This window comes from Kitasatospora sp. NPDC056138 (genome assembly GCF_042264695.1).
Classification (GTDB): Bacteria; Actinomycetota; Actinomycetes; order Streptomycetales; family Streptomycetaceae; genus Kitasatospora.
Genome location: NZ_JBHJVK010000102.1, coordinates 1 through 21,618, shown reverse-complemented (window position 1 = coordinate 21,618; position 21,618 = coordinate 1). Strand labels below are relative to the sequence as shown.

Here is a 21,618-nt window from a genome sequence, read left to right as displayed (position 1 = left end):
CCCGAGCAGTACGTGATCGGCGACGTCGAGCTCGACTGGGAACTGCCCGCCGGCTACAGCATGCGGGCCGTGAACCTGGACGCGAACGGTGCGGTCGACGACATGCTCGTCTGCATTCCGATGCCGGGCGTCCGGCGGTACTGGCTGTCGATGCTGCGGCCCCGCGCCCAAACCGGGGGCGAAGACGGCTCGAGCGCGCCGGACGGGATGGGGGATGGCCACAGACCGGACCTCGTCCAGATCCAGGCCGTGCTCGACCGGCTGTCCCCGGAGCCGACGACCGCCTCCACACTGCGCTGGTCGTCCACCTTCCGGATCAGCCACCGCCTGGTGGACCGCTACCGCAACGGCCACCTCCTCGTCGCCGGGGACGCCGCGCACATCCACCCGCCGATCGGCGGGCAGGGTCTGAACACCGGCGTGCAGGACGCCTACAACCTCGCCTGGAAGCTGGCCCTGACCATCCGCGGTCTGGCCACGGACGACGTGCTGGAGAGCTATCACGCCGAACGCCACCCGGTCGCGCAGGAGGTGGTCGACCGCACCGTCCGCCATGCCCGCACCGCCCGCCATGCCCGCTCCGGCCTCAGCAACAACGGGGACGACGCCGAGATGATGCTGCGGCGCCAGGCCCAGCTGCTCGTCGCCTACCCGGACAGCCCGTTGATCCAGCCGCAGACAGCGGATGGCACACCCGCGGCCGGTCCCGCCGCCGGCGACCGGGCGCCGGACTGCCGCGGCCTGCTGAGCGACCTCGCCGCCTATCCGCGGCGGCTGTTCGACCTGCTGCGCACCCCGCGGCACGTACTGCTGCTGTTCGTGGGCCCGGAGCACGCCTCGGGCGACGGCGCCGCCCGGCTCGAGGCCTGCGCCGCCGAGGCGCATCGCGCCGCCCACGGCTTGCTCGACGCCTATCTGGTCACCGCCGCAGAGGTACCACAGGACGCCCGCCCGGTCGGCCTGCGCCCGCCGCGGGTACGCGACGCGGCGGGCGAGTTCCGCGACGCCTATGCGCCGCGTGACGGCGAGGCCCTCCTGATCCGCCCGGACGGCCACCTCTCCGGACGCTTCCACCCGGTCGTACCGGAACGCCTGACGGCGCATCTGCGCCGAACCTTCCTGACTTCCGCTGCCGCGGGCGAAGCGCCGCCGGTGACGGTTCTACAGGCGGCACTGTCACGTTGACCGTCACAGTAACGGGCCTGCCGCGGGCCGCCGTCGGGCAGATGTGCCCCCCACTGGGGGCTGCCGTCCTCGGTATCCAGTGCTCTCCGCTCTGACCTACGCAGCTAAGTACGTCCTTCAACGCGTGGACACGCGGCGAACCCGAGCCGGTCACCGCCTACCTGCTGGAGCTTTTGACCGAGGACTGCCCGCAGGGCGGTACTACTTGGTGGGTATACGACGAATGAGTGATGGCCTGACCCGGGACGTGGCCGCGGGCGGGACGGGGGAACGGATGACGCACGCGGCGCCGAACCGATCGGCGCCGTTTTACGTGAGGAACATGATCGTGGAGACAGCAGAGCTGGAGAGCAAGGTCCACAGCCTGGAGACGGCCCTGGCAGTACAGGAGGCCAACCTTGCCGACGCCCAGGCCACCCAGGCCGCGACCCAGGCGGGCACGAACTCGACCTTCGCCGCCACCCACGTCGGAACCTGGTCCGTGACGGCGACGGGCGCCGCCGCCCAAGAGCTGACCCGGTCACACCGAGGGCACGGGGTTCACCGGCGAGCACACCCACCGTGCCGGCGGACCCCGCTGCCCCACCGGACCGGAGCACTCGATCACCTCCATCGCCAAGCTCCTCGGGGTCAGCCCCGGCACCCTCTACAACCACATCCCTGACCTGCGCGAACTGCGCGCCGGCGGGCATGTCCCCCAGCTCGAAGGCCGCCGGTGAACAGCGGCGCGGGCGCCGGGCGCTGGCCCTCGACGGCCTGGGCGGCGTTCGTCGCCGGCCGCCCAGCCCTGGTCCTGCCTCACCCGAACGACCCGGGTGCCCTGCCCGCGGACGGCTGGCACCCCCAGAGCCCGGCCGGCCACTGGGACCGGCCCGACACCACCTGGGCCGCCGTCCTCGCGGCAGACGCCCTGCGGATTACCCTGCACGGCCGGCCGTGGTTCGAACACGGCCGCGGCCCGTCCTGGCCCGGGCAGGAATGGCAACGGGCCGCCCGCACCCGCGGCAGCATCCTGCTGGTCACCGGCCCCTTCGACGGGCATCACGACTTCCCCACCGCCACCGCCACCGCCGCCCACGCACTGCTCCTGCTGGTCGTCCCCCTCACAGGCGCCGCCGGGCCCTGATCCCGCAGCGGGCGGGTGAGAGGCGCCGTGATCGCTTTCGCCACCCACCGGTGCGGGAACGCATCCCGGCCGGTGCGGTCGCCCGGCCGCCGCCGCACGAGGACCGAGGAAGGGCGCACGACATGGGACACGGTGGGAACGTCATCGCGGAACTGACCACCGACCACCGCGAGGTGGAGGAGCTGTTCGACAAGATCCAGGCACTGCCGCCCGGCGACGAGCGGAGACGCGAGATCGCCGACGAGTTCACCATCGAGCTGGTGCGCCACTCCGTCGCCGAGGAGCAGTACCTCTACCCGGCGGTGCGCGAGCACGTACCCGACGGCGCGGCCCTCGCGGACAAAGAACTCGCCGACCACGCCAAGGTCGAGCAGCTGCTCAAGGACCTCGAAGGCACGGATGTGGGCGACGCGCGGTTCGACGTCCTCCTGGCCCGGGTGATCGCGGTGGTCAGCGAGCACGTCTCCGACGAGGAGGACCGCCTCTTCCCCGCCCTGGCCGACGTCTGCTCACCCCAGCAGCTGGACGAGCTCGGCGACAAGATCCGCACCGCGAAGAAGATGGCGCCCACCCGCCCCCACCCCTCCGCCCCCGACACCCCGCCCGCCAACAAGCTCCTCGCCGCCGGCACCGGCCTGGTCGACCGCGCCCGCGACTTCGTCACCGGCCGCGGCAAGTCCTGAGCCGCCCTCGCATGGGAACGGCGCCTTCCGCGGCGCCCACGCTTCGCTGCACCTGGTCCTCAAGGGGCCTGCCGCCAGCCTGTCGAGGCCATCTTGCGGCCCGCACCAGCTGCTCCTGACCGGCGCCGACGGCGCTACGGCGGTTCGTTCACCCTGAACAAATCTTCGCCCGCCAGGGCGGACGGCGGTTCGTTCACCCTGAACGAACCGCCCAGCTATGGGTAAGAACTGCACGTGAGTGAAACTCCGTACGGCTTCGACCCGGCGAAGCTCCGTGCTGCACGTACCGCCGCTGGCGCGTCGGTGGCCCGGATCGCGCGGGCGGTCGCGGTGAGCGAGCGGGCAGTCAGCCTATACCTCGCGGGCTCCCGCGTCCCCCGGCCCGAGATCCTGCCGCGCCTGGCGGCCACGCTCGGCACTACCCCGGCCGACCTGTGCACCGTCGAGCACGAGCAGCTGGCACACCTGCGGGTGTTCACCGGCCGCAGCCGGGCCTCGATGGCCAGGGCACTCGGCATGGCGGGGGAGACCTACCGGCAGTTGGAAACCACCGCCCGCCGCGGCCGACTCAGTTCGAGCCGCTACGACTACGCCCAGGACCGGTGGATCGCCTGGCAGGAGTGGGCACCCCCCCCGCCCGGCTCCTCGCCGCTGAGCAACGGACCCAGGAGCACTGGAAGGCCGGCCGTGAGAAGCGGTGACAGCAGTGGCGCGAACGGGATCCCGACCGCGTCGCCAAGATCGGGGAGATGGGCAGGCGCGTCCGCAGGCCGTGACCAAGCCGCCGGCACCGCCGCACCGCAGCAATGCGACAGTGCGTCGTTGCGGGCTCGTCTGCGGGCGGGCAGGCTTCGGGTGGGACGATCAATCCACAGGCAAGCTGCTGCCGCACGGGTCTCCCCAGCCAGCCTGCGCGGGTGCCTCGCAGTGCTGGTCGTACTCCCGGCCGAGCCAGATGGGGATCCGGCCGCTTATTCGTCGGGCCCGAGCTACGAACGGTTCCAGAGCCTGGCGAAGCGCCGCTGCGTTCCCGGCGCTGAGCTCGATCTCGTAGCGCTCACCGTCCAACGCGAAGACGACGATCTCCTCCGCCGGGCTGCCGTCGAGATCGTCACTGACGGCTATTCGAATGCGGCGTACCGGCGGTCTGCTCCCGATGGGTGACCAATTTCCGGGTCACGATAGGGCAGCCCACACGGTCGTCCTAATCACACCTGGCAGCAGAGGACCGGCAGGCGGCCCGCCTGGTGCCACGATGGGCTCATGAACCTGGACGGGGTTGTGGACGGCCTCCTCGACGCGACCTACCGCGCTCTGTAGCTCTATTCACGAGTCGCGGTTCTGGCTCAGGTCGTGTGGTGGACCGGGACGGTGGCGAGGGTACCGGGCTCAGCGAAGTAGCAGGTAAGCGGCCCTACTTGGCAGAGGCCTCACGAGTCGGCAGGGCGAGTCCACACAATCTGTGCCAGAACCCAGGAATGAATTGCATGACCGCTGACACGGGGGCCTATTCGGCTCGGTGGGGTGGGTGCGCGGCGACCTGGAGAGTGATTCGGGTGGGGAACTGCTCCCAGCCGGTGGCCTGGCGGGCGCGCCGTACGGGCCCGTCCTCCAGAGCGCTCAGTGCGGTCCGGGGGACGGTGTGGGGGGCGAGGGTCAGGGTGAGGTGGGCCTGGGGACGGCGGTAGCTGCCGGTCATCTTGGAACGTGCGTTGCGCACGCCCGGCAGGTTGGACGCGTCGGCGGCCAGCGCCTGACCCAGAGCGTCGGCACGCACTTCTACTCCCTCGGTCGGAGGGGTCCCGACGGGCAGGTGACCGGGGCTGTGGCGAAACTGGGCCAGCAACCACCAAAGGGCCAGGAGGGCGGTGATTGCCAGGGCCGCGATGACTGCTGGCCACCACCAGTCCTGCGTCACCCATTGAGTTCTCTCCGTCGGGGTGAGCAGGACGGCGTTCGGTGTGGTCAGGGGCCATCCGTCTGGCGGCTGGAGGTGCGAGCGCCGGTAGAGGCCGAGGCCGCCGGCCAGAACCAGCAGACCGCCACCCAGCATTACCAGGCCGGCCAGGGCCAGCAGTGTCCGGTTGAGCAGGGATGGGGTGTTCACCACGGCCTCCTGTCGTGGGGCTGCCGGCGCACCCACACGGAGATCCGGGGCGGGCGTGCCAGGCCGAGGCTGTCGCGTTCCTCGTCCAGGGTGTCGACCAGCTCGTGTCTCACTTTCTCCGGGTCTCGGAAGCGCACCTGTGCGAGGGCGTTGATTCTGCGGTGCCGCACCTGGATCTTGGCTCGGGTGACGCCTGGGACGCTCAGGGCGGCGTCACGCAGTATCAGCGCCGCGCTGTCCCGCTTGAGCGCGGCCTGGAATCGGCTCCGTCCACCGGCTTTCGAGGCCATGGGCAGGAGGTGGCGATGACCCGCCGTGAGCGCGACGATGATCAGCCAAAGGCCTAGGAGGGCGGCGGCCGTCGCACCTGTGAGCATCCAGACATCGTTGACGGGACGGGTGGCGAGCTCGACGGAGAGCGTTCTGCGCCATGCGGCTTCGTCGTAGCCCGCGCCTACCCGGATGATGTCAAATAGGAGTGCCCCGGCGGCTACCAGCACTACCAGGGCCACGAGTACGGCCGGCAGCCTGCGCTCGGACCACCACCGCCGAGGCGGCGTACGGCCGGACCCTGGTCCGTCCGTGGTGGTTCCTGCGGAGAGCGGGGCGGCAGGGGCTCGTGGTCGCGACGCGGTCGCCGCCACCGGCGGGAACGTGGGTAGCGGGTGAGGCCGGTGGGGGCCCGAAGGGGCTTGGGGATGCTGTGTCATGGCAGCCCTCCTTGTGTTCCGGGTTGTAGTCGTCCCAGGATCAGAGGACCCGCTGGTCGTCCCTGTCGCCGATGTCCAGGTATCGGATGTCGAGTGTCACTTCGGTGACACGCAATCCGGTCAGCTGGCTCACCCGGCGAGCTACCTGATGCTGCACCGCACGGCCAGCGGCGGCGAGATCGAAGGGGTAGGGCAGTGCGATGGACAGCCGCAGGCGGGCCGAGTCGGCGCGCACGACGGCCGACGCCTTCGGGGCCGTGCCCCGCTTCGGCCGGCCAGCACGCACTCCGCTTCGGCTGCTCAGGGCCTCACGTCCGGCCCGCGCCGCGATACGGGCCACCACTCTGCCGGGGATCACCGTCGCGCCACGATCGCGGGCCGGCACACTTTCGGCCGCGGGGGTCATCGGCCACGCTCCCCGGAACGGGGACGCACGAAGTCCCTGAGGCTCAGATCGCCCTCCAGAAGACGGCCTGCGACCAGACCGGCCACTCCAAGGACCAGTACCAGCAGGAAGGCCCAGAAGCCGCCGAAGGCTCCCGCGAAGCCCAGAGCCATACCCGCCAGCAGGCCCACCGCCGCTGTGCTCATCTCAACTCACCTGATCTCTCGTGCCACGGCACTCACGCCTGACTCTTCGCCTCTCACACCCATCGGCGCGGGAGTGCTGTGTCAGGTGACGCGGCCCTCGCCGCCGTCACCCTCGTCGTCGTCCTCGTCGGGAAGATGGACGTCGTCGACCGCGACGTTCACCTCGACGACCTCCAGGCCCGTCATGCGCTCCACCGCCGAGATGACGCTGGTGCGAATGTCGCCGGCCAGGTCCGTGATCGGGACTCCGTACTCGACGACGATGTCGAGATCGACCGCCGCCTGGCGCTCACCCACCTCGACCGTCACACCTCGGGAGACGCTGGGGCGCCCACCGGGTACACGGTCACGCATGGCCCCCAGGGTTCGCGTCATCCCCGCCCCCAGAGCATGGACGCCCTGGATCTCGCGGGCGGCCATGCCCGCGATCTTCTCCACCACACTGTCGGCAATCGTCGTCTTCCCGCGGTCCTGCGGCGCGCGGTCCTTGCCGCCCCGCCCCTGCAGGCCGCCGTCCTCCGATGGGCGGCCCGGGCTCTGGGCCACGCGGTGGCTGCTTGCAGTGTCCGTCATGACAAGCTCCCTGATCGGCCTTGGCGGGCGCAGTCGCACAGCCCGTCAAAGGATTGGACGAATGCCGACCGAGAACCTCACGCCCGTCGGTACAGCGCACGTCACTACTTTCGGGAGGAAAATGGGCTTGTGCGAATACGCGCCCACCACCGGTGGCTACCGTGACCGCAGCAGAACGCACCCCGGAACCCACCGCACCCGCGAACCGCTCCCGTCGGCCAGCGCCCGCGCCACACCCCGCTCCGTTCCCGGCCACAGCCCCCTGGCCCGCGGCTCCGGGGCCGCCGGAGGAGGACGACCGTGTCCTGGCAGTCCGCGCCGCGGAAGGTGACGACGACGCCTTCGCCGCCCTGGTACGCCGCCACAGCAGCGTCCTTCTCGTTCTGGCATGCCACCTGATGGGCGACCAACCCGACGCCGAGGACGCCCTCCAGGAATCCTTCCTCAGCGCCTGGCGCCGACTACCGGAGTTCCGCGGCGACGCGACGTTCCGCACCTGGATGTACCGCATCGTCACCAACCGCTGCCTCAGCGCGCTGCGCAGCCGCCCGCCGCCCACCGCCCCACTGGACAGCGCCCCCGAACCCGCCACACCCACCTCAGGCGACCTGCCCGAACGCACAGCCGAAGCGAACGCGGCCACCGCCGCACTCACGCAAGCATTGACCCGCCTCAGCGCCGGCCAGCGCGCCTGCTGGGTCCTACGGGAACTGCACGGCCTGCACTACGACGAGATCGCGCACGTGACCGGCACCAGTGAACAGGCTGTACGCGGAAAACTCTTCCGCGCACGGCGCTCCCTCGCGGAGGCGATGTCCCCATGGCGCTAGAACACCACCCGCAGCCACCCGACAGCGCCCCCACCGCGCTTGACGAGTCCGCGGTCCCCGACCACGAGCGGCTGCTCGCCTGTGGACGCCCCCTCGACCAGGTCTGGAAACAGGCACACACCACCACCGGCCGGCCAGACCCGCACACCGCCCACTGCCCCTACTGCCGACAAGCGCAGCAAGGACTCACTGCCCTCGAACAGGCCACCGCCGCCCTGCGCAGCGCAGCACAGCCCGGTGAACAACACCACCTGACCGAACAGGTCATGCAAGCAGTGCGCGCCGAGATGCGGCTCGGGCGGCTGCTGCCGCTGGACGATCCCGCCCTGGACCTCCAGATCACCGAAAGCGCCGCCGCGAAGGTGCTGCGCCGGGCTGCCGATGCTGTCCTCGGCGCTCGCGCGGCCAGCTGCCGCCTCGTCCCGACCGGCGACGGCACCGCGGTCCACATGACAATGACCCTGACAGTAATCCACGGCTGGCCGCTTCCGGCACTGGCCGACCAGGTACGCCAAGCCGTCCTGTTGGCCGCAGACGAGGAGCTGGGGCTCGTCATCACCCGCGTCGACCTCCACATCACCGACCTCACGACGCCACCCGGTAACGCCACCCCGCAGCCACGGGCGGACTCACAGCCATGACATCTGCACAAGCGCGCGATATCCAGAGGGACGCCGCACAGGCCGCCCTCGCAGAACCCGGCGTGGCCGCGCTGCAGCCCACCCTCGCCGACCGCCTGGCCGCAGCCACCGCCGCCATCCGCCCCACCGAACGGTCGACACATCTGCCCGCCGCAGTCCGAGTCGAACGGCTGACCGCCACCCCGGGCTGGCGCGTCGAGGTCCGCTGCATGCTCCACCCGGGCCACCGTGCCCTGGACGTCGCCCGACGCGTACGCGAGCGAGTACGAACTACCCTGACCAGTAACCCGACTCGACAGGTCGATCGCATCATCGTCCAGGTCACTGTCACCGCTACCGCCACGCGCGGCAGGGCTTCGGCGTAGTTGGCTGACGCCCGGTCTGTGGTGATCTGTTGGCCGGTGGGTGCCCTGGAGGCAGGACAGGCACGCTTCCAAGATCATGGAGTTCTCGACGCCCCGTGACCTGCCTGGAAGACCGTGCCTACCGACGCGGCATCCCCGATCCCGCCTGCCCTTGACCAGCTACGCGAGCAGTCCGACGCCGCTCCCCGGGGGTGCCTCTATGTTCTTCGTCAAGTGCGTGAGGCAGCTTCGATCCGGGTTCGATCTTCTTCGTGGGGCATGAGACTGTCTGGTTGTGTCAGAGATGGTGAGTGGGTTGGAGGCGGCCTTGGCCGAGGCTTCGTCTCCCTCGTGGTCGCAACGTGTTCGTGCCGGGCGTGACCTTGCTTCCTGCGCTGATGTTCCTGAGGCTGCGGAAGCGTTGATGGGTCTGCTGCTGGACGTCGAGGACACGGCGGTGACTCGACAGACGGCAGAGGCCCTGGCCCGAGTGGGGACGGTGGCCGCCGTGAGGCTCATCGCTCTCGCGGTTGCCAGGGCCGATGACAGCCAGGCCGACTGGATGCAGACCGGAGTGCGTGACGCGCTCGCGGGTCCGGACGGTGTGCCGGACGTCGCAGCGGTCTGCGGGCAGGTCGCCCAGGACCCGGAAGAAGCTGTCCGTCGGGGGGCCGGGGAGATCTCGGCGTGGACGGATGACACAAGACGTTGATGTGAGTCGAGCTGCCTGTGGGCTGGTTCATGCAGCCGTCACCTGGGGGACGCGGGCTTCGTAGAAGGTGCCGTCTCGGAGCATGGCGAACAGGACGCTGATGCGTTGCCGGGCGAGGCGGAGGAGCGCTTGGGCGTGGGTCTTGCCGCGGGCTCGCTGTCGGTCGTAGTAGATGCGGGAGGCGGGGTCGTGCAGGGCGGCGAACGCCGAGAGGGACATGGCCCGTTTCAGCAGCCGGTTGCCGGTGCGTGGGGCGTGTTCACCGTGGATGGAGGATCCGGAGGACTTCGTGGTCGGCGCGAGGCCGGCGCAGGAGGCCAGGTGGGCGGCGGTGGGGAAGTTGGTGCCGTCGCCAACCGTGACCAACAGGGTGGCGGCGGTCCTGACGCCGACTCCAGGCATCGAGGTCAGGACCTTGCAAAGAGGGTGGGCCTCCAGCAGCTCGCCGATCTGGGCTTCGACGGCGCGTCGTTGCTCGTGGACAGCGGCGAGCGAGCGGGCCAGGGAGGGCACGACCGCGTCCAGGGTGGCGGTGCCGGGGATGACTACTGTCTGCTCGTCCAGCGCGTCGAAGATCTGGTCGACCAGGCGCTCGGCCATGCGTGGGGCCTTGGGACGTATCAGGGTCACGAGTCTTCGGCGGCTGGCCTTGCGCAGGGCTGCCGGGGAGCCGTGCCGTTCCAGCAGGTGGGTGACGGCGGGGTGGTCCAGACGAGGGCCGAGGACGCGCTCCAGGGAGGGGTGGAACTGGGTGAGCAGGCCGCGCAGGCGGTTGCTGGTGCGGGTTGCCTCGGCGGCGAGGTCCTGGTCGAAGCCGGTCAGAACGGTGAGCTGGGCGGTGGTCTCGTCGGCGAGTTCGAGGGCGCGCAGGGTGTGGGGCATCGTGCGGGTGGCGTCCGCGATGACGTGGGCGTCGCGGGCATCGGTCTTGGCCTCGCCGGGGTAGAGGTCGGCGATGCGGCGCATGGCTAGGCCGGGCAGGTAGGCGACCTCGCATCCGGCGTCACGGGCCACCGCCAGGGGCAGGGCGCCGATCGAGGCCGGCTGGTCGACGATGACCAGGACCCGGCCGAACTTGGCCGTGAGCTTGTCGAAGACAGCCCTCAGTTTCGGTTCGCTGTTGGGCAGTCGCTTGTCGAGCACGGTTTTGCCGCCAGCGGTCAGGCCGTGGCCGTGGTGGTCGCCCTTACCGACGTCCAGGCCGAGGAAGACCGCGATGTCGCTGGTGTCAAGCATCGAACCCCGAGGGTCGTTCGCCGTCCCGGCCTCGCCCATTGGCACCGTTCGCGCGCATCCACGTTACGCAGACCCGACACCCGTTGGTGGCCGGGCGTTGCGCTCGGCCAGGTGCCGGTCAGGCCTCTCATCAGCGGTCACACGGTGCTCCGGGCCCGGTGACACCACCCCAGGTCATCCGATCGACAGGGGGCAACGCCGGGTCCGGAGGCCAGGAGCCCCGTTTCAGGGCCACGAAGAAGGTAACGGGGTTGAACTCCTTCGGCCGGGGCAGGCGAGCTGCATGGTAACCCTCTACGAGGAGACCGAGCGCAGCTACGACGGGGCTCTGCGCCAGGCACTCACCCCCGACGGGTTGCCGGACGTGGCCAGCACGACAGCCGGCGGCCCGGAGACACTCGACGCGGTCCACTACGACACGGCCGAGTTGCGCCTGCTGCGCGGCGGGATCACACTGCGCCGTCGGACCGGAGGGCACGACGCTGGCTGGCACCTCAAAATCCCACACCGCGACGGGCACCGGACCGAGCTGCGGCTGCCCCTGGACGCCGGAAGCGCCCGCCGGGTGCCGGACGAACTCGTCACCCGCACACGCTGCCTCGCCCGGGGTGGCCGACTGGCCCCGGTCGCCCACCTGCGCACCCGCCGGGAGCGGACGCTGCTGCTGGACCGGGACCGTCACACCCTGGCCGAGCTCGTCCGCGACGAGGTGTCCGCGCAGATCCTTGACGCGGCCCGGCTCCCGGGTCCGGTGGCCGCGAGCGGCCCCGACGGGACACTCGCCGAGCTGGTCACCTGGACCGAGACCGAGGTGGAACTGCTCGAGGGAGGGCACGGCCTGCTCGACGCCGTCGACCACAGACTGCGCGAGCAGGGACTTCACCGGTCTGCGACCACCTCGAAGCTCGCCCGCGCGCTCGCCGACCGTCTGCCGCCGCCCCCGCACTCAAGCGAGCCGGCTGCGGGCTCCGCCGGTGAAGCGCTGGCCTGCTATCTGCGCGAGCAGGCCGCGAAACTGCGGGAACTCGATCCGTCCGTGCGCCTTGACGAACCCGACGCGGTGCACCGGATGAGGGTGAGCGTCCGCCGGCTGCGCAGCGCGCTCACCGCGCACCGCTGTCTGCTGGAGCGGGAGACCGTCGATCCTCTCGCCGAGGAACTCCGCTGGCTCGGCCAGGTTCTAGGACACGCCCGTGACGCCGAGGTGCTGGGCCGCCGCCTTGGCGCGCAGGCCGCCGCGCTGCCGCCCGCCGCGCATCCCGCCGAGGTCGCCGACCGGCTCCACGCGTGGTTCGACCACCGGTACGCCTACGCACACCGAGCTGCCGTCCACGCGATGGGCGGGCACCGCTACTACGCGCTGCTCGATGCTCTGGACGATCTCGACACCGCGCCCCCGCTGAGCGCCCGCGCGGACCGGGGCGCGTCGCAGGGCCGCCGGGTACTGCGACGCGAACGCCGGCGGACGGGCCGCCGACTGCGCGCCGCGCTGGACCTTCCGGCCGGTGCCGACCGCGACCGGGCGCTCCACCGCGCCCGCAAAGCAGCCAAACGGGCCCGCTACACAGCGGAAAGCCTGTCGACGCTCCTCGGCGCCACCGGTCGTCGCTGCGGCAAACGGATGAAGAAGATCCAGAAGGCGCTGGGTGTGCATCAGGACGGGGTCGTCGCCGAACAAGCCCTGCTGCCGGTGGCGGCGGCCGCCACCCGCGCGGGTGAGGCCACCTTCGGGTACGGCATGCTCTACGCGCTCCAGCGCCGCTCGGCGGGGGAGCAGTTGGCTACGGTGCAGCGGCACTGGCGTCGGCTCTCGCACTGATACCCACCCTGTCCGGCCCACTCCGCCCGTCTTCCTCATTGTCCGTCGACTCGGTTCGCATGCCGGTGCTCGCGCTCACCGACCTTCTCACCAGCCTGATCGGCGCGTTCTCCGAGCACCACTGCGACTTCGGTGCGGTCCTGCCGATCGCCAGGACGCTGCGGGAACGCATCGACTGGGACGTCGTCCGCGCGAAGGCACAGGGCGGCCCGATGCCCGAGGCCTTCCTCTTCCTGCTCGAACGGCTCGACGTCGTCGCCCCTGCGGGCGCCACCGGGGAGGTGTCGGGCGATGAGCGCACCTGAGCAGTGGAGTTGCCCAGGTCAGACAGATCCAACGATCCGACCACCATATAGGACAGGTTGTCAGGAAAATCGGGTGATAGGCCGCCAGCTCCGTCAGCCCGAAGGGCAGTTGGCTCAGCCGTGGACTACTGTCCGTCTCCGGGCCAGCCGCCAGGTTGCAGAGCCGAAGTCGGCTCGCATCCGAAGCCCTTCGAGGCCGGGCGGCACCGGCCGTATCGTCGTACCCGCAGAGCACGTGCTGACGCTCTAATCCCATGGATGCTCGGCCTGGCCGTCCCGGGCCGCGTGCTCTCCACACCGTCGGCCGGGTTCCCGCACCGAGAGAGTTTTGGAGCTGCCCGTTCCGCCCATCGGCGCCCGGGAGCTCCGCCTCCGTCCGGAGCTCGGCCTGCCACTGTTGACTCAGCCTACGGTTCGGCGTGTATAGAGGCTCACCGTTGACGAGGTTCCTCCGGGAGCTCCGGGAGGTGGACCGGGGTTGGCCGAGAGGCGGTACGGCAGGGCTGGACGGGTGGCAGTTCAACTGAGTGGGTTGCCACCGCGCGCGCAGGTGGCCCTGGCGCGCGAAGATCGGCTGAATGCACTCCCAAACGCTGTTAGGAGCGATCACTCATGCTGGAACGCACCCGTCGCAAGAACCGCACCGAGGTCACTTTCGTGCTGCCGGCCGGTCATCCGGCCGGCGAGGCCAGTGTGGTCGGCGACTTCAACGACTGGCGGCCCGGCGCCCATCCGCTCGCGCCGCGCCCCGACGGCTCCCGAGCGGTCAAGGTCACTCTGCCGACGGATCAGCAGGTGGGGTTCCGCTACCTCGCGCACGGCGACTACTGGTTCGACGAGGAAGCGGCAGACGGCCACGACGGGCGCAACAACTTCCTGAACACCTGATACCCCAGATTCGGCAGTCCTGTTCCGAGTGACGGCCCGGTTCCGGGTGAACCGGAGGCCGGACGGTTTCTAAAGGACTTCCTCACGACGGGGGCGGACGTCGGACACCCTCGGAGCTGTCCAGTGTGGTGGAGCGTTACACCCGGGCCCTGGGCATCGGGAGCAGCCTGGTGTACCTGCTGGACATCCAGCAGTACTAGTGCCGCGTCAGACAACCTTTGCCCTGGCCTGGATACGGTGAGGCCGTGAGCGGAAAAGATCAGCCAGACCTGGACGAGATCGAGTTGTGGTTCTCTGCTGTGGCCGACGGACGCGTAAGCCGGGATGCAGCCGACCGGTGGGCCGGGCGTTGGTTCCTCGATGACGAATTGGAATGGGACGACCTGTCGCTGTGGGCGCTGGAGCGCCTCCACGGGATCGATTTGCGGCCGGGGCCCGAGGAACCGTACCTGCACGACGACGAGCAGGTACGAGAGTGGCTGGAGGAGCTACGGCGGCGCCACGCCGGGTAGCGCACACCGAAGGCTCTCCTGTCCCCGTCCGCTCCTGACGCGAGGCTGTTGGTGCAGGGCAGAACGAGTAAGGGTCCGTGAGGTTGATGATGGCGAGGGCGGGCGGTTGCTGCGGACAATCCGCAGCAACCGTCGTCCCTCGTCGTCATCGATCGTGCGCACGCGTACTCGTTCGGCCACGCGATCAGCTTGACGGGTGCTCACCCGGATGGGCACCGAGCAGGGTTCAGCCCACGACCGCGCCATTGCCGACGCCGATGAACTGCTCGTACGAGGTGCGGTACTCCCTCAGCGCTTCTCCACGGAAGAGCGCCAGTTCCTCCGCCGTGAGCGGGGCGGTCCGTGCGGCGATCTCCCCCAGGGACTCACCCGTACAGGCCGCAGTCAGCGAGTACCCGGCCCCCTGGTCGCAGCAGACTTGAACCAGTGCCGCACGGACACGAGGGTCATCGCTCTCGCACAGGTACATGGCGGCGTCCACCCGCTCATCCTCACGCGCTGCAGGATCCAGCACGAGCTTGATCAATGCCTCAATCCGCCATGTCTCCATGCGAACATCCTGCCCGATCAACCCGACGAAGGGCACCGATCAGACGCACGGAGCGAACGGGGCGAACGTTGTCTGATGCGGCACTAGCTGTATGAGGCCAGGACGTTGTTGACGCGTGCTGGGGTTCGTGATGCGGGCGGTCGTCCGCCGTGCGCTCCGTGGGGTCGGTGGTAGTTGTAGTGCCGGTTCCAGGTCGCCAGAGCGTCGGCGCGCTCTTGTTCTGAGTGCCAGGTGCGGGCGTAGAGGAACTCTTCGGCGAGGATACGGTTGTAGCGTTCGACTTTGCCGTTGTGGCGTGGTGTGTACGGGGTGATGCGCTGGTGGCGGCTCCCGGCCATCGCGTCGCGGAAGGCGTGGGCGCGGTAGCAGGCGCCGTTGTCGGTCACGATCCGCTCGATCGTCGTGATGCCGTGGTCAGCGAACCATGTCCGGGCACGGTCGAGGAACTCGACTGCCGTTGCCGCTTTCTCGTCAGGGAGTGCTTCGGTGTGGGCGAGTCTCGAATAGCCGTCGATTGCGGAGTGCAGGAACACGTATCCGGTTCTCGTGCCGCGTTTCTTGGTGCGGTCTACCGCTTTGGCCTGCTCGCCACCCTTTCCGTGTACACGCCAGCCGCCACCGTCGGGGATACGGCCGACCTTCTTCACGTCGATATGGACCATGTGGCCCGGCCGCTCCGCAGTGATGCGCTGCGGTTCGCGGTTCGTCTCGCCATTGGGGTCGATGAACTTCCGCTGGTTCAGGCCGAGCTGTGCGAGCAGCCGGGTGACGGTGCGGCGGCTGACCGGGGTGCCGGCTTGTTCGAGTTCGAAAGCGATACGGGATGCTGGCCATTTGTGCTCGCGTCTCGTGGACTCGATCCGCTCCACGAGTCTTCCGGGCGTGGCCGTCGGTTGCCGACCTGGGGCAGAGGAGCGATCCGCAAGGCCGAGCTCGCCGTATCGGCGGTAGCGGTTCACCCATTTCGAGGCGGTCGCGCGGGAGATGCCCATCTCGGCTGCGACGTGCGCGATCGGGCGGGTGCGGCAGCGCTCGATGAGCCGTTTGCGGCCTTCCGGGGTCAGGGGTGCGTTGCGGTGCGTCATCGTATCCGGGCTCGGGGCACAGCGAGGCATGCGGCGATCGCGGCCGCTGCCATCGCGAGCAGTGTGAGGGCAGGCCAGCCGAGGGCGGTCACGACGCTTCCCGCGGTGGCGGTGCCGATCGCGCCTGCGGCGTAGTACAGGGTGAGGTAGGTGGCGTTGAGAGTGCCGGAGCGGCTCGGGTCGATCGCGACGATTCCGGCTTGGTTGGCGACTTGGGCGGCGAAGCACCCGGCGTCGAAGAAAGCGAGGGCGGCCGCGGTGAAGACGGGGCTGCCGAGCGTGAAGGTGAGCGCGAGCGCTGATACCGCCGCGACCGCCAGCCCCGTGATGACGACGGCGCGGTTGCCGAAACGATCGGTGAGGCGCCCGGCGAGGCGGGTGACGATCAGACCCAGGATGCCGGCAAGGCTGTAGAGCCCGATCATGGCGGCACTGAGGCCGAATGGCGGCTGGGCGAGGTGGAGGGCGAGCCCGACCCAGATGAGGTTGAAGGCGAAGAACCAGAGCATGCCGGCGGCGGTCGCTCGGCGCAGCTTTGGGAAGGTGCGCAGCAGGGCTGGCAGTGTCCGGAGGGAAGCGAGGTAGCTCGCGTGGCGGTGTGGCGGTGCGGTGGGCAAGAGCGGGATGACGGCCACGGCTGATGCTGCGACCAATGCGGAGAAGGTGAGAAGGGCGCCGCGCCAGCCGATCCAGTCGGTGAGCAGGCCGCCGGCGAAGCGGCTGAGCAGGATGCCGGCCGAGATTCCGGCTGAGACGACGCCCATGCGTGCCCCGCGCCGTGTGGGATGGGAGTGCTTGCCCACGACCGCACTGGACTGGGCGGCCACGGTGGTCAGCGCGCCGACGAGGACGAAGCATCCGATCAGCACGCTCGGGTTCGGCGCGGCAGCCGCCAGGGCCAGGGCGGCCGACAAGGCGAGCAGCTGCGTTCCTATGAGGGCGCGGGGGCTGATTCGGTCGGCCAGCGGCACCAGGAGGGCCAGGCCGATGAGGTAGCCGGCCATGGCGGCTGAGGCCACGATCGTGATCAGGCTGAGCGGGGCACGGAAGTCCATGGCGATCTGCGCAAGCGCCGGTTGCAGGACGTAGTCGTTGGCGATCGCGCCGCCGGCGGCGGCTGCGAGCACCGCCACCGCGGTGCCCGACAGCTGCGCGTCGGCAGTCTGCTCGGTCACGCCGATGCCCGCACAGCCACAGCCTCGACCTCCACGAGGATCCTGCCTTCCACGAACGGCAGGGCATGCACGAGGGAGAATGCGGGCCGGATCTCGCCGTAGACCTCGCCGTGGGCGCGGGCGGCGTCCCCCCAGTGCTCGAAGTCCGCCACCACCAGGCGGCTCTGGACGACATCCGCCAGAGCGAAGCCGTTCTCGATGAGAACCTTCTCGATCGTGGCGAGGGCATCACGCGTCTGCGCGTAGACGTCCTCGCCTTCTCCGGCGGTGCCGGAGATGAAGATCGCATCCCCTACGACCACGGCACGCGAGTATCCGACCTTCGACTCCCACGGTGATCCCGTGCTGACCAGCTTGCGCATCTGAACATCTCCAACTACTCGGGTAGTAAGTTGGGTCTAACTACTACCCTGGTAGTTAGTCGATGCGCAAGTTGGTAGAATCCATGCCATGCCGGCCGCCAGCGAACTCGTCGCCTCACTCACCCGCCTGGGCTTCACCCAGTACGAAGCGCAGGCATACGCCGCCCTCGTCGGGCAGGCCGCCCTCACCGGAGCCGAGGTTGGACGGCGGGCCGGCATGCCGCCGTCCAAGGTGTACGAAACCCTCTCCCGGCTCGAAGTCCGCGGGACCGTCCTCGTCAACCGCTCCGAGCCCGTGCGCTACACCGCCATCCCGCACACCGCGCTGCTGAAAGAGCTGCGTGAACGCTTCGACGCCGACCTCGCCGCAGCCGAAACCGCCCTCGACCAGCTACCGAACGAACAGGAACCCGGACTGGTCTGGTCGCTCAGCGGCAGCCATGCCATCGTGCAAGCTTTTGCGCGCACCATCGAGCAAGCCAAGCGCACGGTGTTCGCCGGCGTCTGGGACGACGAGCTCGACCAACTCGGTCCGCTCCTCGAGGCAGCGTCCGGCCGCGGCATCGAGACCCACGTCGCGATCTACGGCACTCGCACCCTGACCGGGCCACACACCTACGACATGGCCGAATGCGGTGCGAGCGCGCGCCTGCGTCTCTCCGGCCGCCGCCTCGCCGTCGTCGTGGCAGACGACAACGATGCCGTCGTGGCCGAGTTCGGCGACTGCACCCCGGACCAGGCCACCCTCACCACCAACCCGGTCATCGCACTGCTGGCGATCGAGTACGTCAAAGCCGATGTTTCCGGACGCCTCATGATCAACGCCATGAGCCCCGCCGCCTACAACGAACTGCTCACCACACCCAACATGCAGGCGATGAACCGCACGGTCACGCCGTAAGAACGGCTCCGCGCACTCGGCTGCCAGCCCTGCTCAGCGTCAACAACGTCATGGCCAGCAACAACTAGCTGTTCCCGATCGGCGATGGTCCGGCTGTTCCGGTCGAGCGCATGGTGGCGGCTGGGCTTCCGGATAGGCGCCTTGCGGGGGCGGCGGAGCCGGGCCGGCAACCTGCCCCAGAGTCCGCGCCACGTCGGAGCGATGACCTTCTTGCGCATGTCCCGTTGACCGCTGATGCTTTGCAGCGGTGTTCGGGCCCGCATGCTCGTCCCGGCCGCCGCCGACGCCGTGCTGGAGAGCGTGCGGATTGCCGTCGAGGATCATCGACCGTCCAGCCCGGCCGATTCGCTCCATCGTCGGAGCTGTGATCATCGGCGCCCCGTTCGCGGGATGCCCGGCTTGCACCTCGGTCGAGGGCGTGAGAGCAAGGAAGCGTGAGACCTAGGAAGCAAGGCAGCCGCGCCGTGTCTCATCCGCCTGGGAGACACGGGGCTGCGAGAGGATGACGCGATGAGTACCCCCGACGAGGACACGGCGCGAGGCGAGGAGCAGGTGCGGGAGCAGTCCGCGGAGGAACGGAGAACCGTGGCTCCTACCCCGGAGGACGTTCGAGCCAAGGCCGACGATTCGCAGGACGAGGAGGAGCCGCAGTCGCCGGCAGAAAACAGACAGGCTCCGTAATTCACTCGGTGGCAGAGGTTCCTACCTCTACCCCCTGGTTCGCTGTGCCCTGCCAGACGGCGTCGCCGTCGCCGAGGCGCTGCCAACTCGCCCGCTCGGCGCCGCACGAGCTCACCAGCTCCACTGCCGACGGAGTGCCGGGAGCCGGGGTCTATGCCCACCTCGCCTGCCAGCTGACAGGCCAGGGCCAGCCCTCGGACAGGACCCGGACGGTCTCCCGCATGCAGGGCAGCGTTGGGTGTGACCATGGGGGAGGGCTGTTTGTGTTCCCTGGCCCTGGGCAGCCGTTGGCAAGTGCAGTCCCTGTCCGCAGGTGTAGCAGGAGATGTTGAGGGCACCACCACCCGGTCACCGGGCCGGAGCGCTGTGACGGCGGGACGGACTCCCTGACCACGCCCATCGGCTCGTGTCCGAGGATGTCGCCGACCTCGGGGAACGCGCCGAGGGCCTCGTACAGGTGGAGGCCCGACCCGCACAGTCCGGTCGTCGTGACTTTCGATGACGACGTCGGTGGGGTCCTTGATCGAGGGATCGGGCACCGAGTCGATCCGGACGTCCCGCTTGCCGTGCCAGGTCAGGGCCTTCATTGCCACTCCTTGGGCATGTCCCCCCCGGCTCTCGGACTTCCTCGGTGCTGCGTGTGTCCGCGCTGCTGGTGGCGAAACGGGCAGCATCGCGCTCGGAACCGTGGTGGCTGCCGGGGCCCGACCACGGTCTGCGGCTACGAGCGTGCGTCACTCATCGGTTCGATCCGCCGCGGCCTGATCCTGATCGGCACTGTCACGGTCGGCTTTCGTTCCGTCGGTCTTTTGCTCGGCCACGGGCGCGCCGGCGCGGACGGTCTTCACACCCTGCTCCTGCTTGTCCGGCGTCTGCTGGTGATCGCCATCGCTGTCGTGTTGGCCAGGCACTCCACCGGACCCGCCCTGAGGGATGTCGTTCATGGCTTGTCCGCTCCTTCTCTTCGGATGTTGGCCGCGCCTGCCCGTGCGTGCGGATGCCAAACGGCCAGCCGACTTGGTGTGCCGGGAACCGGCCGGTCAGCGTGGACGATCCGTCCGGGCCTCTGCCGGGGCTGCCGTGTCCGGCGGCAGCGCCGACAGACCCGGGAGGTGCGTGAGCCGTACGGCGTCGTCTCGGATCGGGCCCGACCAGCAGCGCAGGTACGGGGCAGCCCGATTGGATGCCCGAGGGGAGGGCAGACGCGCTGATGGTACGGAACGTCCGGCCTGCCGAATCGGAAGGAGACTGTCGTGAGCAAGGTGAAGGAGTCCATCGACGTGGACGTCCCGCTGCACAGCGCCTACAACCAATGGACGCAGTTCGAGGACTTCCCGCGCTTCATGGACGGCGTGGAGGAGGTCCGTCAGACGGACGACCGGCACTGCCATTGGACGACGAAGGTTGCCGGGACCAGCCGTGAGTTCGACACCGAGATCGTCGACCAGCTCCCCGACGAGCGGATCTCCTGGCGGACGGTGGGCGGTGACGTCAAGCAGATGGGAACCGTGACGTTCAGACGCCTCGACGACTCCCACACCCGGGTGAGCCTGGCCATGGACTTCGAGCCGCATGGCATGGCCGAGAAGGTCGGCGACCTGCTCGGTGTCCTGGACCGGCAGGTCAAGGGCGACCTGAAGCGGTTCAAGGGGTTCATCGAGGGACAGGGCCGCGAGAGCGGTGGGTGGCGCGGCCGCCTGGCACCGGGCGACAGCTCGTCCGCCCCCGTGGCCGGAGGGGCGGCCGGTCGCGGCGACGCGCCGGTGCGTGAGCGGCCCGAGGACCGGATGACCGCAGAGGGCGCACCGCCCCTGCCCGCGGACCCGGACGACATGCGGCACGGCTGACCACCCTGGCTTCCCTGGTGCTGGCACTCCGGACTGCGGAGCGCCGACGCCCGGGAAGCTGGGGAACCCATCCCAGCCGGCCGACCCTGAAGTGCGGGTTGACGGACGGGAGTTCCACCGAAGCAGGGGCCGCCGCTTACGCGGCGCGCTCGGTTGGCGGGTGCCCGAGCGAGCTGTGCGCCAGCCCGGTCAGCAGGGTGGCGGCGTCCTCGCGCACCTCCACGGCTCCTGCGGCCCGCAGGTTGAGCTCACTCCATCCGCCGGAGAGCACAGCGATGCACGGGACCCCGGCCGTCGCCGCGGACTGGACGTCCCACACCGTGTCCCCGATGAAGACGGCCTCCTCCGCGCGGGCACCCGCCTTGTCCAGCGCGGCCCGTACCAGGTCGGGCGCGGGCTTGCCGGCTTCGACGTCGTCCGCACTGGTCGCGGTGGTGACCGCGTCGTCCGCGTCCAGGATGCGGCGCATCATCTGGAGGTCGCGGCCGGAGGCCGAGCTGGCCAGGACGACCGTCCAGCCCAGGGCAGCTACCGCGCGCAACAGGTCGGCCGCGCCGGCGAAGGCCCGCAGGCCGGGCCAGAACCGGGCGTACAGGGCCTGGTGGGCGGAGCTGATGTCACCCTCCTGCCCACGGTCACGCTCCTCGCCGAGCACGTGATCTAGGGCCTGTTGCGAAAGTGCTGGTCAACTATTCAGGTGGGCGATGCCGTGTTCGACCGGCATGCGGCATAAGGAGTGTTCGAAGCGGGCCTGG

The 21,618-nt window shown here is 69.8% G+C and carries 25 protein-coding genes and 3 pseudogenes; 14 read left to right on the top strand and 14 right to left on the bottom strand.

What is annotated here, in order from left to right; translation table 11 throughout:
* The 4 genes and pseudogenes from ACFC1R_RS36080 to ACFC1R_RS36065 form a co-directional block, all read left to right on the top strand.
* A partial coding sequence (locus ACFC1R_RS36080; protein WP_375945944.1) for an FAD-dependent monooxygenase occupies window positions 1-1,185 on the top strand: 1,185 nt, incomplete at its 5' end.
* A gap of 715 nt (window positions 1,186-1,900) precedes the next feature.
* A complete protein-coding gene (locus ACFC1R_RS36075; RefSeq protein ID WP_375945943.1) occupies window positions 1,901-2,311 on the top strand; it encodes a hypothetical protein in 411 nt (136 codons plus the stop codon).
* A gap of 122 nt (window positions 2,312-2,433) precedes the next feature.
* Complete coding sequence (locus ACFC1R_RS36070) at window positions 2,434-2,994, top strand: hemerythrin domain-containing protein (protein ID WP_375945942.1); 561 nt, start codon at window positions 2,434-2,436, stop codon at window positions 2,992-2,994.
* Window positions 2,995-3,228: 234 nt separating this feature from the next.
* A pseudogene (locus ACFC1R_RS36065) lies at window positions 3,229-3,417 on the top strand (helix-turn-helix domain-containing protein); the annotation flags it as partial.
* A 441-nt stretch (window positions 3,418-3,858) separates the two neighbouring features.
* On the opposite strand, the gene ACFC1R_RS36060 reads toward ACFC1R_RS36065, so the two are convergent.
* The 6 genes from ACFC1R_RS36060 to ACFC1R_RS36035 form a co-directional block, all read right to left on the bottom strand.
* Window positions 3,859-4,077: a histone-like nucleoid-structuring protein Lsr2 gene (locus ACFC1R_RS36060; protein ID WP_375945946.1), complete on the bottom strand. Its 219-nt coding sequence runs from the start codon at window positions 4,075-4,077 to the stop codon at window positions 3,859-3,861.
* A gap of 424 nt (window positions 4,078-4,501) precedes the next feature.
* Window positions 4,502-5,101, bottom strand: a complete 600-nt coding sequence (locus ACFC1R_RS36055; RefSeq protein ID WP_375945941.1) for an alkaline shock response membrane anchor protein AmaP — start codon at window positions 5,099-5,101, stop codon at window positions 4,502-4,504.
* A complete protein-coding gene (locus tag ACFC1R_RS36050) occupies window positions 5,098-5,613 on the bottom strand; it encodes a DUF6286 domain-containing protein (RefSeq protein ID WP_375945940.1) in 516 nt (171 codons plus the stop codon). The genes ACFC1R_RS36055 and ACFC1R_RS36050 overlap by 4 nt, the downstream gene beginning before the upstream one ends.
* 238 nt (window positions 5,614-5,851) lie before the next feature.
* Window positions 5,852-6,217, bottom strand: coding sequence for a hypothetical protein (locus tag ACFC1R_RS36045; protein WP_375945939.1), 366 nt, complete (start codon window positions 6,215-6,217; stop codon window positions 5,852-5,854).
* Entirely contained in the window at window positions 6,214-6,402 is a 189-nt protein-coding gene (locus tag ACFC1R_RS36040; protein WP_375945938.1) for a hypothetical protein, read from the bottom strand. The genes ACFC1R_RS36045 and ACFC1R_RS36040 overlap by 4 nt, the downstream gene beginning before the upstream one ends.
* An 81-nt stretch (window positions 6,403-6,483) precedes the next feature.
* Window positions 6,484-6,975, bottom strand: a complete 492-nt coding sequence (locus ACFC1R_RS36035) for an Asp23/Gls24 family envelope stress response protein (RefSeq protein WP_375945937.1) — start codon at window positions 6,973-6,975, stop codon at window positions 6,484-6,486.
* 305 nt (window positions 6,976-7,280) lie between these two features.
* On the opposite strand from ACFC1R_RS36035, the gene ACFC1R_RS36030 reads away from it, so the two are divergent.
* From ACFC1R_RS36030 to ACFC1R_RS36015, 4 genes are all read left to right on the top strand, one after another.
* On the top strand, window positions 7,281-7,805 hold the full coding sequence (locus ACFC1R_RS36030) for an RNA polymerase sigma factor (RefSeq protein WP_375945945.1): 525 nt from the start codon (window positions 7,281-7,283) through the stop codon (window positions 7,803-7,805).
* Entirely contained in the window at window positions 7,796-8,446 is a 651-nt protein-coding gene (locus tag ACFC1R_RS36025) for a hypothetical protein (protein ID WP_375945936.1), read from the top strand. Before ACFC1R_RS36030 ends, ACFC1R_RS36025 begins: the two co-directional genes overlap by 10 nt.
* Window positions 8,443-8,811 (top strand): hypothetical protein, encoded by a 369-nt coding sequence (locus ACFC1R_RS36020; RefSeq protein ID WP_375945935.1) that lies wholly within the window; start codon window positions 8,443-8,445, stop codon window positions 8,809-8,811. The genes ACFC1R_RS36025 and ACFC1R_RS36020 overlap by 4 nt, the downstream gene beginning before the upstream one ends.
* 403 nt (window positions 8,812-9,214) lie before the next feature.
* The gene (locus ACFC1R_RS36015) at window positions 9,215-9,502 is read left to right on the top strand and encodes a hypothetical protein (protein ID WP_375945934.1); all 288 of its coding nucleotides are present in this window, start codon (window positions 9,215-9,217) and stop codon (window positions 9,500-9,502) included.
* Window positions 9,503-9,529: 27 nt separating this feature from the next.
* Here ACFC1R_RS36015 and ACFC1R_RS36010 read toward each other — a convergent pair whose 3' ends face one another.
* Complete coding sequence (locus ACFC1R_RS36010) at window positions 9,530-10,738, bottom strand: IS110 family transposase (RefSeq protein ID WP_375945933.1); 1,209 nt, start codon at window positions 10,736-10,738, stop codon at window positions 9,530-9,532.
* A 283-nt stretch (window positions 10,739-11,021) separates the two neighbouring features.
* Here ACFC1R_RS36010 and ACFC1R_RS36005 point away from each other — a divergent pair, with 283 nt between their 5' ends.
* From ACFC1R_RS36005 to ACFC1R_RS35990, 4 genes are all read left to right on the top strand, one after another.
* The gene (locus tag ACFC1R_RS36005; protein ID WP_375945932.1) at window positions 11,022-12,557 is read left to right on the top strand and encodes a CHAD domain-containing protein; all 1,536 of its coding nucleotides are present in this window, start codon (window positions 11,022-11,024) and stop codon (window positions 12,555-12,557) included.
* A gap of 59 nt (window positions 12,558-12,616) precedes the next feature.
* Window positions 12,617-12,862 carry a hypothetical protein gene (locus ACFC1R_RS36000; RefSeq protein ID WP_375945931.1) on the top strand — a complete coding sequence of 82 codons (246 nt, stop codon included), beginning with the start codon at window positions 12,617-12,619 and terminating at the stop codon, window positions 12,860-12,862.
* A gap of 612 nt (window positions 12,863-13,474) precedes the next feature.
* Window positions 13,475-13,750: an isoamylase early set domain-containing protein gene (locus tag ACFC1R_RS35995; RefSeq protein ID WP_375945930.1), complete on the top strand. Its 276-nt coding sequence runs from the start codon at window positions 13,475-13,477 to the stop codon at window positions 13,748-13,750.
* Between the two features lie 245 nt (window positions 13,751-13,995).
* Entirely contained in the window at window positions 13,996-14,262 is a 267-nt protein-coding gene (locus ACFC1R_RS35990) for a hypothetical protein (protein WP_375945929.1), read from the top strand.
* Between the two features lie 226 nt (window positions 14,263-14,488).
* Here the strand turns inward: ACFC1R_RS35990 and ACFC1R_RS35985 are convergent, their stop codons facing one another.
* The 4 genes from ACFC1R_RS35985 to ACFC1R_RS35970 all read right to left on the bottom strand — a co-directional run bounded on the left by ACFC1R_RS35985 (window position 14,489) and on the right by ACFC1R_RS35970 (window position 17,434).
* A complete protein-coding gene (locus tag ACFC1R_RS35985; RefSeq protein ID WP_375945928.1) occupies window positions 14,489-14,812 on the bottom strand; it encodes a hypothetical protein in 324 nt (107 codons plus the stop codon).
* Between the two features lie 83 nt (window positions 14,813-14,895).
* The gene (locus tag ACFC1R_RS35980; protein WP_375945927.1) at window positions 14,896-15,897 is read right to left on the bottom strand and encodes an IS481 family transposase; all 1,002 of its coding nucleotides are present in this window, start codon (window positions 15,895-15,897) and stop codon (window positions 14,896-14,898) included.
* A complete protein-coding gene (locus ACFC1R_RS35975) occupies window positions 15,894-17,072 on the bottom strand; it encodes an MFS transporter (RefSeq protein WP_375945926.1) in 1,179 nt (392 codons plus the stop codon). The genes ACFC1R_RS35980 and ACFC1R_RS35975 overlap by 4 nt, the downstream gene beginning before the upstream one ends.
* Entirely contained in the window at window positions 17,069-17,434 is a 366-nt protein-coding gene (locus ACFC1R_RS35970; RefSeq protein ID WP_375945925.1) for a RidA family protein, read from the bottom strand. The genes ACFC1R_RS35975 and ACFC1R_RS35970 overlap by 4 nt, the downstream gene beginning before the upstream one ends.
* A gap of 88 nt (window positions 17,435-17,522) precedes the next feature.
* Here ACFC1R_RS35970 and ACFC1R_RS35965 point away from each other — a divergent pair, with 88 nt between their 5' ends.
* Complete coding sequence (locus tag ACFC1R_RS35965; RefSeq protein WP_375945924.1) at window positions 17,523-18,335, top strand: TrmB family transcriptional regulator; 813 nt, start codon at window positions 17,523-17,525, stop codon at window positions 18,333-18,335.
* A 978-nt stretch (window positions 18,336-19,313) separates the two neighbouring features.
* Here the strand turns inward: ACFC1R_RS35965 and ACFC1R_RS35960 are convergent.
* Window positions 19,314-19,603: pseudogene (locus ACFC1R_RS35960) on the bottom strand (alcohol dehydrogenase catalytic domain-containing protein); the annotation flags it as partial.
* A gap of 147 nt (window positions 19,604-19,750) precedes the next feature.
* On the bottom strand, window positions 19,751-19,960 hold the full coding sequence (locus ACFC1R_RS35955) for a hypothetical protein (RefSeq protein ID WP_375945923.1): 210 nt from the start codon (window positions 19,958-19,960) through the stop codon (window positions 19,751-19,753).
* Window positions 19,961-20,269: 309 nt separating this feature from the next.
* Here ACFC1R_RS35955 and ACFC1R_RS35950 point away from each other — a divergent pair.
* A pseudogene (locus ACFC1R_RS35950) lies at window positions 20,270-20,728 on the top strand (SRPBCC family protein); the annotation flags it as partial.
* A 271-nt stretch (window positions 20,729-20,999) separates the two neighbouring features.
* Here ACFC1R_RS35950 and ACFC1R_RS35945 read toward each other — a convergent pair.
* On the bottom strand, window positions 21,000-21,518 hold the full coding sequence (locus ACFC1R_RS35945; protein ID WP_375945922.1) for an HAD family hydrolase: 519 nt from the start codon (window positions 21,516-21,518) through the stop codon (window positions 21,000-21,002).
* Window positions 21,519-21,618 lie beyond the last annotated feature (100 nt).

Coding starts and splice junctions, on each gene's coding strand:
- ACFC1R_RS36020 (WP_375945935.1), top strand. CDS start 8,443: ATGACATCTGCACAAGCGCGCGATATCCAGAGGGACGCCGCACAGGCC.
- ACFC1R_RS36035 (WP_375945937.1), bottom strand. CDS start 6,975: ATGACGGACACTGCAAGCAGCCACCGCGTGGCCCAGAGCCCGGGCCGC.
- ACFC1R_RS35985 (WP_375945928.1), bottom strand. CDS start 14,812: ATGGAGACATGGCGGATTGAGGCATTGATCAAGCTCGTGCTGGATCCT.
- ACFC1R_RS36025 (WP_375945936.1), top strand. CDS start 7,796: ATGGCGCTAGAACACCACCCGCAGCCACCCGACAGCGCCCCCACCGCG.
- ACFC1R_RS36005 (WP_375945932.1), top strand. CDS start 11,022: ATGGTAACCCTCTACGAGGAGACCGAGCGCAGCTACGACGGGGCTCTG.
- ACFC1R_RS36045 (WP_375945939.1), bottom strand. CDS start 6,217: ATGACCCCCGCGGCCGAAAGTGTGCCGGCCCGCGATCGTGGCGCGACG.
- ACFC1R_RS35995 (WP_375945930.1), top strand. CDS start 13,475: ATGCTGGAACGCACCCGTCGCAAGAACCGCACCGAGGTCACTTTCGTG.
- ACFC1R_RS36000 (WP_375945931.1), top strand. CDS start 12,617: ATGCCGGTGCTCGCGCTCACCGACCTTCTCACCAGCCTGATCGGCGCG.
- ACFC1R_RS35965 (WP_375945924.1), top strand. CDS start 17,523: ATGCCGGCCGCCAGCGAACTCGTCGCCTCACTCACCCGCCTGGGCTTC.
- ACFC1R_RS36010 (WP_375945933.1), bottom strand. CDS start 10,738: ATGCTTGACACCAGCGACATCGCGGTCTTCCTCGGCCTGGACGTCGGT.
- ACFC1R_RS36070 (WP_375945942.1), top strand. CDS start 2,434: ATGGGACACGGTGGGAACGTCATCGCGGAACTGACCACCGACCACCGC.
- ACFC1R_RS35955 (WP_375945923.1), bottom strand. CDS start 19,960: ATGAACGACATCCCTCAGGGCGGGTCCGGTGGAGTGCCTGGCCAACAC.
- ACFC1R_RS35970 (WP_375945925.1), bottom strand. CDS start 17,434: ATGCGCAAGCTGGTCAGCACGGGATCACCGTGGGAGTCGAAGGTCGGA.
- ACFC1R_RS36040 (WP_375945938.1), bottom strand. CDS start 6,402: ATGAGCACAGCGGCGGTGGGCCTGCTGGCGGGTATGGCTCTGGGCTTC.
- ACFC1R_RS35980 (WP_375945927.1), bottom strand. CDS start 15,897: ATGACGCACCGCAACGCACCCCTGACCCCGGAAGGCCGCAAACGGCTC.
- ACFC1R_RS36015 (WP_375945934.1), top strand. CDS start 9,215: ATGGGTCTGCTGCTGGACGTCGAGGACACGGCGGTGACTCGACAGACG.